Raw genomic sequence first — 14,737 nt, 5'->3', positions numbered from 1 at the left:
TGAGAACGGTGTCCCGTACGTCTTTGTAAGGGGCAGAAACACCGTTGCGTGACAGGACAGTAAAATGATGTCCGTGGATACCAGTAGCTTACTTCACCGATCGCACTCGCTGCGGCTGCACGAGTCCGGAAAGTCCGCATAGCGGTCAATCAATCTGGGAGAACATTGTGACCTGTTCGGCCGAAAGCAGGCGTTCAAACAATGTGTAGCGAATGGCGGCACGGAGCTGAATGCGTAAATGCGCCAGTTCCAACGCCCGCAGGCGACGCGACGATGTAGCCTTTGACCGACCTAGGGACAAGCGAGCTTTCCTGAAAATCAATTGCTCCAGCAAAAGTGCTATGTAATTTTTAAGTTTCAGCCTTGCACTTATTCTGGAGGAGCTACTCGGTGTTAAAAATTACCAAACCCAACGAAAACCGTGTTGATCTGGAACTAAGCGGCAGTCTGACAGCGGACGAGATGCGCGACGGGTTGGACGACCTTATCGCCAAATCCGAAGGCGTCGCCGATGGGCGGATGCTATATACGATAACTGACTTCCAGTTTCCGACACTGGCCGCACTTGGCGTTGAGACAACGCGTTTGCCTGGGCTCTTTGGTCTTGTGCGCAAGTTCAGCAAGTGCGCGGTACTCACAGATAAACAGTGGATCGGTAAGGTGGGTGAGTTCAAAGGATCACTGTTTGCTGGGATGGATGTAAAGGCGTTCGAGCTGACGGAATTCGAAGCAGCCGAAGCTTGGTTGGAGGAATAGGGGCGGCTAAGTCCGCATAGCGGTCACTGATGCACTGCGCAGCGAACGTCTGCATCGAGCCCAATGCAGCAGAAGCAGGGCCTAGCAAACGCTTTAGTGTGGTTCCGAAATTTGGCGAATTTCGTCGTGTCCAATTACGTGTTTGCAGTGCTGGAAAAAGGTATCGGCCAGTTCGTTTAGTCAGGCTATCAAAGTCGATTGGGTCACTAAGTTCGCTTGCGGGTTTCTGCCGGAAATCTTTGAAGCCATTAGTGCTTCCGATAAAAGTCCCGGATTTGTGGTAGGTTATTCAGCATTAACAAGAAATTTAGGGAGGAAAAATATGAAATACAGAACAAAATCTACAATATTGGCGGCCTTATTTGCTGCAACTGCTACAGCCGTTTGCGCACAAGATGAACCTCCTATGAACTTCCTGATTATTTGGGGAGATGACATAGGGTTTTGGAATATTAGTGCCTACAACCATGGCATGATGGGCTATCAGACACCCAACATCGACCGTATAGCCAAAGAAGGCGCCCTTTTTACTGATTGGTATGGAGAGCAGTCCTGTACGGCAGGTCGAGCGGCCTTCATAACTGGGCAATCCCCCATTCGTACGGGTCTAACTAAGGTCGGCCTTCCTGGCGCACCTGAGGGCATGCCCGTGGAAGATCCCACCATCGCCGGATTGCTGAAAAACCATGGATATATGACAGGCCAGTTTGGCAAAAACCATTTGGGTGATCGTGACGAGCACCTCCCCACCAATCACGGTTTTGATGAATTTTTTGGTAACCTCTACCACCTCAACGCCGAAGAAGAGCCTGAAAATCCTGATTATCCCAAGGATGAAACCTTTAGAGAGAATTTCGGCCCGCGTGGGGTAATCAAGTCAACTGCAGACGGTTCGATTGAGGACACCGGGCCGCTTACAAAAAAACGCATGGAAACCGTTGACGAAGAAGTCACGGCAAGTGCGTTGGACTTCATGGATAGAGCTGTTGAACAGAACAAGCCTTTCTTCCTTTGGTGGAATTCCACTCGCATGCACATTTTTACGCACCTGAAAGAAGAGTCCGACGGGGTGACAGGACTTGGAATTTATCCTGACGGCATGGTCGAGCATGATGGGCACGTCGGCGTTTTGCTTGATAAACTTGAGGAGCTTGGGATCGCCGAGAATACTGTCGTAATGTACTCGACCGACAACGGAGCGGAGACGTTTACATGGCCGGATGGCGGAACAACGCCCTTCCGAGGCGAGAAAAACACGCAATGGGAAGGCGGCTATCGTGTCCCAACGGTCATCAAGTGGCCGGGCGTCATCGAGCCAGGGTCGAAGATCAATGGCGTAGCATCGCACGCGGACATGTTGCCAACCATTATGGCTTCTGTTGGTGAGCCAGACATCAAAGAAAGGCTACTCGATGGTGGTGTTGAAGCCATCGGTCGCCAATACAAGGCACATCTGGACGGCTACAATCTTCTTCCGTCGTTCTCAGGTGAAACCGATGATTGGCCACGCAGTGAATTCATCTATTGGACTGACGATGGTAGTGTCGCTGCTTTGCGCTATGAACAGTACAAGGTGACATTCTTAAAACAGAACGCACATGGACTTGATGTTTGGCTCTCACCTTTCGAGGTGTTGCGCGCACCAATGCTTTCAAACTTACGCAGCGACCCGTTTGAAAGAGCCGAGGAAGAGAACGCTATGGGTTACCAGCGCTGGTTCCTTGAGCATATGTTCGCGATAGCTCCTGCTGCCGCCTATGTTGGACAATGGTTGCAAAGCTTCGAGGAGTTTCCGCCAAGGCAAAAACCCGGAAGCTTTAACCTCGATAACGTTATGGAGGAACTCACCAGCCGTGCAGGCAATCAATAGCTCTATCGGAACCCAGTAAGCTTGGTTCGTCAGCTTGAATTCAAAGACAGCTGTCTGTCGAACTTGGGCACATAAATCAGACCCTTGGGCTGAAAACTAGCGCAGTCCAAGGGAGAAGACGAACACCGGCTTTGTCCTTACTGCGGCCACTAATGCGCTGTGCAACGAAGACTGCTCAAACCCATTTTTTCGGATGCTGCGCCAGCTACGAATGACCTCTTCCGGGGTCGCAAAGATCTGAAATTTCTTGGAGCATCATCCGGTGGGTCGCGGCACGATGATGTCACGATCAGACAAGCGTTTGTTAGCCTCGTCTGCGAGTTCCTCAAATGTTGCCAGAACAATGCCCCTCATCCAGGCAAGTGCCGGATCCGCGTCCAATTCCGCATTCCAGATAACACGAATAACAAGATCGGGCATTGGTTCAGGCGGTTCAAAGACTTGCAGTTCGTCGCCGCCGCGGCCCTCCAACAAGATAAGAGCAACGAAGTTTCCCAACATGTTTGTTTCATTCAACGCCGACGCAATTCCCGACCAACTGGCCGCATGAAGCCCAATGCGGCGTTTCAGACCAAGATCTGTAAAGCGTGCTTCGACTGTATCGTGAATGGCGGCTGGAATGCGCACTACGACATGGGGCCAGCGCATCCAGCTTTCCAAACTCCAGTCGTTGGCCGCCGGATGACCCCGTCGGGCCATCACATAGCGTTTCATCGGTTTCAAGACTTTCGCTTTCAAGCCCTCGGGCAAGGGAAAATTCGCGTTTCCAAATGCGATGTCGACTTCGCCCCGTATGATCTGACTCATCGTTTCCTTGGAATAGGGTCGCCAGGCCAGTGCCGTATCCGGCGCGTCCGCCTGCATCCGCGAAACAACCCGAGAGGCGATGCAATCCAGTGCAGGACCTGCCACGCGGAACGTCCGCGTGCAGGTCGAGGGTTCGAAGGGCGCGGGCGCTTGCACGACGCGCTCGATTTTAGACAGGATCGGTCGAATCTCACGATAAAGCGACTCGGCCCGGGGGCTTGGCTTCATAATGCCACCGGTGCGCACCAGCAAAGGGTCTTCCAATTGATCGCGCAATCGACCGAGTGCATGGCTTACGGCAGAGGGTGTACGGCCAAGCTGTTCGGCGGCCCGGTTCACGCTGCCCTCTTCCATCAAGACGCGGAAGACCAGCAGCAGATTCAAGTCGAGGTTTTTAATCTGAATTTCGTTCATCTGGGCTGAGCATTATTCGCTGGATCGACACTATCTGCCACCATATTCACGAGAAAAGGTGTCTAAGCGCAACCCAACCTGAAGGATTTTCACGATGCCGCGTTCTTTCCCGAATTTCAAAAGGCTGCTGATCGACCGCGCACCGCGCCTGCTACTCGGCGGTATTTTTCTAGTCGGGGCGCTGGATGGCTTTGTCTTCATTTTCACAGACGCACACTTGATACACCCACCGACCACAGATGTCGGGCGTGCATTTGAAGCATCGCTCAAAGAGGCTGGATTTCTTTGGCCTTTGATGAAAAGCATCGAACTTATCGGTGCGCTTCTTCTTTTATCCAACCGGGCCCCGGCGCTTGGGTTAGCTCTGCTGGCACCGATCATGGCCGTTATCGTTCTGTTTCATGCGGTTCTCAACCCTGGAGGGCTCCCTCTCGCCCTGATCCTGATTGTTTGCGGAAGCCTCATCCTATGGGGCCAGCGCACAAGACTTGCGGCTCTATTAGAAGCAGGTACACCCGAGGCCCAAACCAGTCCCGTTCCAGCTGCCATCTGAAATCTTTCAACAAGGAGAACACGAATGCCCAGAGTTATTGCAATGCATGATGTGGATGATGTCGAACACTGGCTTTCATCCCCAAAGCGCGAGGAAATCTTCAAGGATGTTGTCTTCGATATGGTGACTTTCGTTCATTCGACAGAGCCCAACAAGGTTGGCCTGTCCGCCAACATTCCCGACCTAGACAAGTTCCTCGAGATCAACAACGGACCACTCGGCCAAGCGGCCATGAAGCATGATGGTGTCCACGCCGACACGATTGTGGTCATGATCGAAGCTTAGCGTCGTTCAATCATCAGACCCATAAATACCTCAAACCTGCCGTTCGCCTGAGCCAGAATAACGGCAGGTTTGTCCGCAGAGCAGCCGTTCAGTTTCACAGTCCCAAGGTCCGCTCTGCGGACAAAGCTGCCGTCCGAAAACATGCTTTTGGATAGCGAGACCTTTGGCTTGTTGATCCCAGCGGTGCATTATGGGTAGGCTTTTTATGAATTTACCTAGTGCAAAGTTTTGGGGGATCACGATGTTCAAACAAATTTCACTAGCACTACTGGCAGTTACCGTTTCTCCGAGCTTTGCTCTCGGTCAAGATATTGGGCCCGCAGAAGAAGACGTTTCGGGACCACCACAAAACTATTCTCCGTTCATCGAACGTACTGTTAAAAATCGTGGCCTCGCAGAGGGTCTTTATTGGGGTGACACCCACCTGCATACGATGTTTTCAACAGATGCCGGAATGATTGGAAATTCGCTCACGCCGGTGGATGCCTATCGGTTTGCCATGGGTGAAGAAGTGATCACTTCGTCAGGTCAGAGACTGCGTATTGACCGGCCTCTCGATTTCCTAGTGGTTTCTGACCACGCTGAAAATCTCGGCTTGCCAGTAATGCTTGAGGAGGCAAACAGAGATCTGCTCGCGACCGAATACGGACAGCGCTTGTATGACCTTGTGCAAGCCGGAGAAGGCTATGCGGCTTTCCAGCTTTGGGGCAACGACGGTGTGGCGCAGAACCGAGACATTATCGACAATCCTAAACTCGATCGTACTATTTGGGACCGGCAGATCGAACTGGCGGATCAGTATAACGACCCGGGAAATTTTACTGCGTTCATAGGGTTTGAATGGACGTCTATAAACAATCAGGAAACGCCATCCAACCTTCACCGTGTCGTGCTCTTCAAAGAGGATGGCCGCAAAGCCAGCCAAGTGACACCATTTTCCGCGTATGACAGCCCTGATCCGGAAGATTTGTGGGCCTACATGCAAGCCTACGAAGACCTGACTGGAGGCTCCGTCATGGCGATCCCTCACAATGGCAACCTGTCCAACGGTCTCATGTTTGCCACTGAGCGTTTGAACGGAGAACCGATTGACACTGCGTATGCGGAAACGCGCATGCGGTGGGAGCCAATAATCGAAGTGACGCAAATCAAAGGCGATGGAGAGGCTCACCCTGCGTTGTCACCTGACGATGAGTTCGCCGACTACGGCACCTGGGACAAAGGCGATATCGGTGGGTTTAAACCAAAACAACCTGAGATGCTGCCTTATGAGTATGCGCGGTCAGCGTTGCAGGTCGGCATGCAACAAGAACAGAAACTTGGCATCAATCCATTCAAATTTGGCCAGATTGGAGCCACCGACGCGCATACCGCAGTGTCCACGACACGGGATGACAACTTCTGGGGGAAGATGCCATCGTCTGAACCTTCACCTGATCGGTGGAAGCATTATGTGATCCAATCCTTTAATGGTGACGAAACGTTATCCACATTTGAATATGAGGCTCTCGCTTCCGGTCTCGCTGGAGTTTGGGCACGGGAGAATACGCGTTCAGCCATCTTTGATGCCATGCAGGCAAAAGAGGTATATGCTACTACAGGCACCCGCATAACGGTCCGTTTTTTTGGGGGGTGGGATTTCGAAGGCGAAGACGTATTCCGTCCAAATGTCGTCGACATCGGCTATTCCCGCGGAGTTCCCATGGGAGGAGATCTGCCGCCGCAGGGCGAGGCAACCGCTCCGGTGTTTATGCTCGGCGCACTAAAGGATGTGAGCGCGGCCAATCTGGATCGCGTGCAGATTATCAAAGGCTGGATTGACGCGGAAGGGTCAAGGCAGGAACGCATCTATGATGTTGCCGTCTCGGATGGACGCGAAATCGGCGAGGACGGGCGTGCTCGGCAACCGGTTGGGTCTACAGTGGACGAGGCTAACGCGACCTACATTAACTCCATCGGAACCGCCGAGCTGCGAGGTGTGTGGACTGACCCTGATTTTGATCCTGCTCTTCCAGCGTACTACTACGCACGCGTTCTCGAAATACCAACGCCAACCTGGCAGGCGTATGACGAGAAGTTTTATGGGATGAAGATGGACGCTGATGTTCCGCGTTCGCACCAAGAACGGGCATATACGTCACCTATTTGGTATACACCCGAGCAGTAGGAAGGCTAAAATGACTGACCGCATGCTGCTGCTCCTAGCAGCACTTGGCCTCGTGCCGATCGCACTATCTTACGGGCTCGTACCGTCTGTCACAGTAACATATTTGCTTGGCTTCCCAGTGGAAGGAACGAACCAAGCGCATGTTTTCCGAGCCATAATGGGGCTTTATCTGGCAAATGCCGTTTTTTGGCTGATCGCAGCAGGAAAGCCGGAGTTGCAGCGCCCCGCGCTCTGGGTGCTTTTTCTGTTTATGGTGGGCCTAGCTGCCGGGCGCGCGCTGAGCATCATGTTGGATGGCATGCCTGGGTTCGTTCTTTTGTTCTATCTTGTGGCCGAATTGGTATTCGGCGTGTTGGCCTTTGTTTCGTTGCGAAGAAATGATGAAATCACTTGAGGTTGTTATGACTGTAGTTCGAACCAAGCATCGCTCGCTCGCGGGAATATCTCTAATATTTGCTACCGCAATGATGGCGCAGGCGTCATCCGTGCAAGAAGCGGTGGACGAAAATATTACGTTGATTGAGGTCGCCATCGAGGAGGCTGGATTGGCTTCCATTGCCTCGATTGACCACGCTCGGCTCGCGGCTGCCGAAGGCGTAGAGATGCCGCCCTCGCGTGTTCAGATATTCTCGGACCCTGAAATCAACACACCCATTCTGAAAGAAAACATACGAGCGGGGCTCGACTTACCATTCCGCGTTCTGTCTTACGCACAGGATGGTACTGCTGAAGTCATTCACACAGGTTCGGATTTTTTGGAAGTCCGCCATGGGCTCAGAGACAAGTCCGCACTCGACACATTCTCTCAAAGACTAGGAGAAGTAACGCGAGAGGTCGACGGCGATGCAGCAACAACAGATGGGCTCAGCAGAGACTATGGTGTCATCGAGTTGACCTCTGCACTAAGTGTTGCCGAGGCGGTTGAAAATCTCACCAAGATCGTGATGGCCCAAGACGATACTGTCTGGTTTGGTGAAATTGACTTTACAGCAGAAGCTGCGACGCAAGGTACGGAATTACCCAAAGCGGTACTTTTACTTTTCGGTGGACCTGGACCGGGTGGTATCGCAATGGAGGACTTTCCGGCAATCGGCCTTGATGCATTTTGCCAAAAGTTGCTGGTTTATGCGGGCGATGACGGTGGCTCCGTCGTGATTTTCAATGATATTGCTGCCTTTGCCGAGCTTTATTATGGCTCATCAGCCAAACCGCATCACGCGCTGAACGAAAGGCTTACAGCAACTTTTCAAAAAGCACTTCAGTAGAGCGATACCGCACATCGCAAAAACGATGCAATTGCAGCATTGCGGAACTACGAGTTCTTTCAAAAACTGAGGTCCGCTTTGGGCTCATGGCAGTCATCTGAGTCTTTCAGTCAGATGACGGCTTAGGAACGGATAGCGGTCATTGTTGGTGGTCATTCCGAGAATTTTCGCTTGAAGGTCTGCATTGAACGGCAGCGGACGTTCCCTGAAATCTTCTGAACGGCGGAGTTGCGGACAAACCTGCCGTTCGTCACTTCATCGATGCGGACCAAATAAATCTGTCGTGGGAAAGCTTGGCCTTTCCAAAGCTTGAAGGCACCGATGGGTCTCGATTACGATCTAGCTGGGCCGGCTGCAAGCGTGAGATGCGAAAAGGTGAAGACGGCGTCTGACGGCCCCTCGGCGGCCATTTGGTCGACCTTGCTCCAGGCTTCGGTGATGTCGGGTCTGTGACCCGGCGCGACCCACCACAGAGCGTAACCGCGCGGGGAATCCTGATCGAACCACTCGGCGCGCCGATTTTAGAAGGCGCCGTGCGAGCCACGGTACACCAAGGCCTTAAGCGCCTCGGGCGGTTCCCAAACGGAAAAGGACGCGATGATGCGATCATCATCGAAGAGCGGCCAGCCTGCCGCCTCCGCTGGTGGTCGCTCGTCGCCGAAACGCCAGACAAAGCCGGAACTGTCCTCGGCTCTCGCGTTGACGCGCGGAACGGCCTCGGCAAAGGTAGTGATTTGCGGGTCGTCCACAGAGGCACGTAACATGCCCCAGCTGAAATGAGCGAGGTAGCGGATCGGTGTTGTCATTCCCGAGCCTATGCACGCGAGCCACGGACTCTACAATTGATCTTCGAGGCATTTGGAACACGGGCGTCGATGAGCTCATTCCGGACCTTGGTGCTGTTACAGCAAGTTCCTTGCCCCGCAGTTAGTTGATCGCGTAGAACGGTCCTGTCCGGACATTTGGCCTTCTGTCTTTATGTTGCGCCCGCAGTCGGAATAACTGCCATTCGCGGCACCAGCGAAACAAGACCAAGATTGAATTTATAGTCTGCCGTACGAAGTGTCCTTTTCATTCATCAACGACCGTGGCGCTTGCTAGACTGAACCGCGAAACAATGGCATGATTTTCCGCGTTGAAGGCAGGTGGATTTGATCATGAAACGTTTTTTCAAATGGCTTTTGGCTCTCGTCGTTCTCCTTGGTACTGTCGGTGGTGGCACAATCGCGTGGCTTAGTCGCGATACAGCGCCGACCCACGCTTCGCTTAAGTCGGCCGATCTGCCTCCCATCATTCCGGTTCGCGATTTCTTCGCCAATACAGGCGCTGAATGGGAACACCGGGTCTCTATTAAAGGAACCTACGTCGCCCGAAGGGCGGTACGGCTAACGAAAGAGGTGGTGATCCTAAGTGACGCGGCTCTAAAAAACGAGTTCGCTGTCTTCGAGAATGTGGATTATTACTTTTGGTCGAACGTTGTGGAAGAACTGCACGTCAGCATCGACGATCGTTTGTGGCGTGTGAACCCCTCGAATGCCGATAGAGAAAACTGGATGGACGTGACCCCTCGCGGCTTTCAGAGCTGGTTCATTGTGAACCAACCAGAAACATCCGAAGACCCGTGGATTGTCTCGTCGAGAGATCGCAATCCTGCTTTTGCGGATCTCTACAAAACGCGCTTGGATGGCGGCGGGAAAGAGCTGTTTATCGAAAACGAAGGACAGACGTTAGGTTGGGCCATTGGTCAGGACCACAAGCCTGTAATGCGGTTTGATCGCGCCGAGAAGAATAAGACCAAGGTTCTCGTATTTGACGATCCCGCGACCGAAGTCTGGCGCGAGTTATTCACCCTTGATGCATTTGAAACGTTCTGGGTGCATGAGGTTACCGTAGATCGCCTGTTTGCCTTCGCCAATTCGTCGCGCGGTCGGGACAAATCCGCTGTGGTGAAAGTCGACTTGCAGACCGGTGCAGAAGAGGTGTTGGCAGCAGACGAGCGGACCGATATCTTCCGCGTCGTGAACCTGTCCAATCACGATGGTCAGCTGGACTTGGCGTTGCCTCACAGAAAGGGCATGCCCCCTATTCCACTTTCGGAACAAGGAAAGACCCTGCGCCGCATTCTTGATTTATTTGGCAACGAAGTGATGATTGACGGCATCGTAAATTCGGGCGGCAGCCCGCACCTTTTGGCCTTCTTGTCGCCGGAAGCTAAGAACTATCAGAACATTCTTATCGATCTTGAAGCGGAACAAACCTCAGATTTGGGCGACTATATTTTCCGGCGCGATCACCTCGACAAGATTGCGCCAACAGAAGAAGTGTTCATTCCAGCTCGCGACGGTTTGGAGATCCCAGCATTGTTGGTTCGGCCATTGGGCGTCGACGACCCAGTACCAATGGTGCTTGAAGTGCATGGCGGTCCGGCTAGCCATGTCGAGTGGGAGTACAACAATTTTCGACAGTTCCTTGTGAATCGCGGATATGCCGTGCTTTCAGTAAATTTCCGCGGTTCAACGGGTTATGGCCGTGCATTTCAATCCGCCGCATTTGGACAGTTCGGTCGCGCGATGCAAACGGACCTCTACGATGCCGTCGCATGGGCGGTTGAAAATGGCATTGCCGACCCCGAAGCGGTTGCGATTAATGGTAGTTCCTATGGCGGCTACGCTTCGGCTATGGCAGCAACCGATCCTGACGGCCCATTTGCCGCGGCCATCATCGAACACGCGGTCTTGGACGTTGAATACCAGATGCGAAATAATCCCTTCGCTTGGGGCCTGAACACGTCCTACCTTGAGCGTTACTTCGGTAGCTTGAATAACCCTGACGATGTTGAAGACATGCGTGCTTTTTCACCGTCTAACCGCATCGATGGCTTACAAATTCCGGTGATGATCGTCGCAGGCAAACGAGACCGGATCGTCGGATTTGAACAATCTGAAGAATTTCTGCGCAAAGCCCGCGAAGCAGGTTTGGAACCGGAAGAGTTGATTTTCGAAGACGAGGGCCATGGGATTGACCGCTGGCAAAATTCAATCCGTCATGCCCGTCGTGTTGAAGAGTTTCTGACAGAACATCTTGGTGGTCGTTCCGGCGGATTTGACTATATCGAGATTGCGGTCGAAGTGTTGGACTAAGGCATCGGCTCATTCCAGACCTTGGATATGCGGTCGGAATGCTGTCGTCACACCCGATTTACAGTCATTCGCTGATGGGGCAGCGTCTTGACCAGACCGAACTCAAAGTTCGCGTGACAAAGCCACCAATCGGCAACTTCAGTCGCTACACTCAGTTTGTGTGACACCAATCACGCTGTATGAGTTCATAGGCGAGGACTGTCCAAGCATATACGTCGCAGGAATTGAAAACCCGGAAAAACAACCGACAGCGACCAAATCTGCCTACATATCCACTATTGCTTCAATTTGATTGCGCAATAGGGATCCGAGTTTTCGGGAAAACGTCTCAGAGAAGTGTCCAGTGTCTGCTTTAACTAAGAAACCTCCTATCTGCTGAGGGCAGATCAAATCAGAACTGCAGACCCAAAACGTTAAGTCTAGGAACGGTAAACCCGCATCAGCTGCCACAACCGCCTTCTTTTTTGCCAGCCGATGCTCGAAAAGGGTAGCTTTCGACGTCACACAGTCCGCCGGACCAGTAGGCCCCGTCACAAGGCAGTTTGCCCTGGGTGGGGATTCCACAATAACGATGGGCCATTTACCTCGACTGAGGACCCGATAAGACTTCTGAACCCCGGTGACTACTTCGTCGAAGGCGGCATCACCAGTCGCGCTGGAATTCAACCTGTCAAGCGCACTTATGGTCGAATCCGATGCGATAACTAGATCCGGACTAATCTGTTCAAGGATCGTGGGAATAGAACTTCTATGTCGCGCACAAGCTGAGTATTCATAGCTATCACTCCATTTGTGAACTGCCACGTCTGCTATCGGGCACTGGCCTACGGTTACGACGTGAATATCCCAATCCTCACCAAACGCCTGACGTACGCCGGGCAACAAGTGAATGGCCCAAGAATCGCCTAGGAGTACTAGTTTTCGCGATGCGTCGGGTGTTCCGTATCGACAAAACTGCTCTTCACTCCGACTGATGCTAAGGCATTTGTCTACCATCCACTCTTTAGGGAGGGCTTCTTTTCCGGGAGGCTGATTTCCCTCCGGCCAGCTTTTAGACTCGAGCGTGGTCCTCAACTCAGCTTTGATATCTGCTACAGACAAATATGAAAAACCCCCATCAAAACGTAATTCGTGATCCCTTTGAACGATCTGGTGCCCTACAGCGCTCGCGACTGTGAGCACGACCATCCCGGAGACCGCAAACCCGAAAACCGTCCGGATGCTGCCGGATTTCGGTGTTTTGTAGCGGATCGGATCTTCAACATACTTTTTCGTCAGCCATGCCAAAAGTAACGTAGCGATTACAAGCAGGATGCCATCCCATCCTGTATGATCGCGGCCAAACACCAATGGGAAAGCGATTATTAGTGGCCAGTGCCATAAATACCCTGAATAAGACAAATCACCGAGCAGCCTAACAACTCGTACCTCGCTCAACCGAGACCAAGAATAGACCTCATCCTGTCTACCAGCCCAAATCACAATTGCAGTACCAATCGTCGGCAGAAGAGCCGCAACGCCAGGAAAAGCGGTGGTGTCTGAGAATGTCACTGCCGCGACGACGATCCCAGCAACACCAATCCACGCTACGCCAGCAAACAGCCACTCTGCCCGAAAAACATTTCGGGGCGATCTAGGTAAAGCATGTAGGAGAGCACCAAGCGCAAACTCCCACGCCCGGGTTGCGGTTGAGAAGTATGCTATACCGGGCGATGTCGACGTCACATAGGCCGAATAGAAGAGCGAAATGAAGAATAAGGAAAGCACAAGGGTCAGGAATACTCTTTTTGTTGAGGACCCAGCACGCCCGTCACCGTGCTCTCGAGTATTCCGGCTGGATTTCACTAAGGCAAAAACCAGAGCCAGAGGCCATATTATATAAAACTGTTCTTCGACGGAGAGGGACCAGAAATGTTGGACCATAGTTGGGTCGTATTCGACCGCGAAGTAGCTAGCGGATTCCCAGGCAAGCAACCAATTCTGAACATAAAGCCCGCTTGCAGCAGCTTCTGTCAAAGTCTGTTTCCACAGTCCCTTTGGCAGAATAAGAAAGGTTAGGGCAACACAGGTAAAAAGCACGAGTAACGCTGCGGGTAGAAGACGCCTAATGCGGCGAACCCAGAACGTACGCAGATCGATCCTGGCAGTCTCTTGATACTCTCTAAGTAACAGTCCAGTAATCAGGAACCCCGAAATTACAAAAAAAACATCGACGCCAACATAGCCTCCGGGGATTGCGGAAGGCCAAACGTGAAACCCGACGACAAATAGCATTGCAATTGCTCGAAGTCCCTGAATTTCGGGTCGAAAACCGTTCGCGCTAGCCGATACACGCATTAGTCAATCCTTCGAGAGAGGTTGATTGAACTGCAAGCCTACCGAAAGGCGCTCTAGTGTTTGCTTTGACTGTGTCGTGTCGCTTATCACATGAGTCAAAGCCACCTCAACCACTGTCACATTGAGATGTTTTCGGGTGTAGAGGCGAACCAATCGCACTGTTCGTTTTTTGTTCGAAACAAACGTTCGACAGACTTGGTTGAATCGCCGATGCAATATTCCATCGGGAACCCTCAAGTGGTGTCTGAAACCTCGCAAGGCCGAAATGAGGATAGTTTAGCGCGCGAGAGGCCCCACTCAGAGAGCGACTGAAGCCGAGTAGACTAAGCTGGCTCGGCGTCACTCGCCACCGACGAGCCAGAAAAGTGAGTGCCTTACTAGTGGATTGCATGGGACCGGAAAGGTAAAACACTAGATCACAACGGCAAACTGCTTTTCGCAAGAGTAATCGGATTACTAGACTGCAAATTATGAACGTCAGCGCCTGATAAGCTTTTGAGCAGTCAGGCCACCGATAATTTTGGGCCCCCATGCAAATTCAGCTATTGGCGCAAACCGGCTGCGAAAGCTAACGCAATAAAGGCCAGCTTTGGGCTCAAGGCAGTCGTTTGCTGCGTAGTGCATCAATGACCGTTCTGCGGACAAACCTGCCGTTCGTCACTTCATCGATGCGGACCGAATAAATCTGTCGTGGGAAAGCTTGGCCTTTCCACGGCTTGAAGGCACCGATGGGTCTCGATTACGATCTAGCTGGGCCAGCTGCAAGCGTGAGTTGCGAAAAGGTGAAGACGGCGTCTGACGGCCCCTCGGCGGCCATTTGGTCGACCTTGCTCCAGGCTTCGGTGATGTCAGGTCTGTGACCCGGCACGACCCACCACAGAGCGTAACCGCGCGGGGAATCCTGATCGAACCACTCGGCGCGCCGATTGTAGAAGGCGCCGTGCGAGCCACGGTACACGAAGGCCTTAAGCGCCTCGGGCGTTTCCCAAATGGAAAAGGACGCGATGATGCGATCATCATCGAAGAGCGGCCAGCCTGCCGCCTCCGCTGGTGGTCGCTCGTCGCCGAAACGCCAGACAAAGCCGGAACTGTCCTCGGCTCTCGCGTTGACGCGCGGAACGGCCTCGGCAAAGGTAGTGATTT

11 protein-coding genes and 1 pseudogene are annotated in these 14,737 nt (G+C 52.6%); 8 read left to right on the top strand and 4 right to left on the bottom strand.

Annotated features, from left to right (window positions below):
* Positions 1 to 390: 390 nt before the first annotated feature.
* Positions 391 to 756 (top strand): STAS/SEC14 domain-containing protein, encoded by a 366-nt coding sequence (locus tag GOV38_RS22090; protein WP_171210374.1) that lies wholly within the window; start codon positions 391 to 393, stop codon positions 754 to 756.
* 322 nt (positions 757 to 1,078) lie between these two features.
* The gene (locus GOV38_RS22085; RefSeq protein ID WP_171210373.1) at positions 1,079 to 2,626 is read left to right on the top strand and encodes an arylsulfatase; all 1,548 of its coding nucleotides are present in this window, start codon (positions 1,079 to 1,081) and stop codon (positions 2,624 to 2,626) included.
* Between the two features lie 255 nt (positions 2,627 to 2,881).
* On the opposite strand, the gene GOV38_RS22080 is transcribed toward GOV38_RS22085, so the two are convergent.
* Positions 2,882 to 3,847 (bottom strand): LysR family transcriptional regulator, encoded by a 966-nt coding sequence (locus tag GOV38_RS22080; protein WP_171210372.1) that lies wholly within the window; start codon positions 3,845 to 3,847, stop codon positions 2,882 to 2,884.
* Positions 3,848 to 3,941: 94 nt separating this feature from the next.
* Here GOV38_RS22080 and GOV38_RS22075 point away from each other — a divergent pair, with 94 nt between their 5' ends.
* The 5 genes from GOV38_RS22075 (at position 3,942) to GOV38_RS22055 (ending at position 8,117) form a co-directional block, all read left to right on the top strand.
* Positions 3,942 to 4,400, top strand: a complete 459-nt coding sequence (locus tag GOV38_RS22075) for a hypothetical protein (RefSeq protein WP_171210371.1) — start codon at positions 3,942 to 3,944, stop codon at positions 4,398 to 4,400.
* Between the two features lie 24 nt (positions 4,401 to 4,424).
* A complete protein-coding gene (locus tag GOV38_RS22070) occupies positions 4,425 to 4,685 on the top strand; it encodes a hypothetical protein (RefSeq protein WP_171210370.1) in 261 nt (86 codons plus the stop codon).
* A gap of 241 nt (positions 4,686 to 4,926) precedes the next feature.
* Positions 4,927 to 6,852, top strand: a complete 1,926-nt coding sequence (locus tag GOV38_RS22065) for a DUF3604 domain-containing protein (RefSeq protein ID WP_171210369.1) — start codon at positions 4,927 to 4,929, stop codon at positions 6,850 to 6,852.
* A 10-nt stretch (positions 6,853 to 6,862) separates the two neighbouring features.
* A complete protein-coding gene (locus GOV38_RS22060; RefSeq protein WP_171210368.1) occupies positions 6,863 to 7,246 on the top strand; it encodes a DUF4345 domain-containing protein in 384 nt (127 codons plus the stop codon).
* A 7-nt stretch (positions 7,247 to 7,253) separates the two neighbouring features.
* Positions 7,254 to 8,117 carry a DUF302 domain-containing protein gene (locus GOV38_RS22055; protein ID WP_171210367.1) on the top strand — a complete coding sequence of 288 codons (864 nt, stop codon included), beginning with the start codon at positions 7,254 to 7,256 and terminating at the stop codon, positions 8,115 to 8,117.
* A 332-nt stretch (positions 8,118 to 8,449) separates the two neighbouring features.
* On the opposite strand, the pseudogene GOV38_RS22435 reads toward GOV38_RS22055, so the two are convergent.
* Positions 8,450 to 8,923: pseudogene (locus GOV38_RS22435) on the bottom strand (DUF3291 domain-containing protein).
* Positions 8,924 to 9,274: 351 nt separating this feature from the next.
* Between GOV38_RS22435 and GOV38_RS22040 the strand changes: the two are divergent.
* Positions 9,275 to 11,257: a S9 family peptidase gene (locus GOV38_RS22040; protein ID WP_171210365.1), complete on the top strand. Its 1,983-nt coding sequence runs from the start codon at positions 9,275 to 9,277 to the stop codon at positions 11,255 to 11,257.
* A gap of 264 nt (positions 11,258 to 11,521) precedes the next feature.
* On the opposite strand, the gene GOV38_RS22035 is transcribed toward GOV38_RS22040, so the two are convergent.
* The gene (locus GOV38_RS22035) at positions 11,522 to 13,594 is read right to left on the bottom strand and encodes an acyltransferase family protein (protein WP_171210364.1); all 2,073 of its coding nucleotides are present in this window, start codon (positions 13,592 to 13,594) and stop codon (positions 11,522 to 11,524) included.
* A gap of 739 nt (positions 13,595 to 14,333) precedes the next feature.
* On the bottom strand, positions 14,334 to 14,737 hold a 404-nt coding region (locus tag GOV38_RS22030), incomplete at its 5' end, for a DUF3291 domain-containing protein (protein WP_171213041.1).

The organism is Ruegeria sp. HKCCA5839 (genome assembly GCF_013035585.1).
GTDB lineage: Bacteria > Pseudomonadota > Alphaproteobacteria > Rhodobacterales > Rhodobacteraceae > Ruegeria.
Note: the sequence above shows the minus strand (reverse complement) of the source record. Positions and strands in the feature narration are given on the sequence as shown.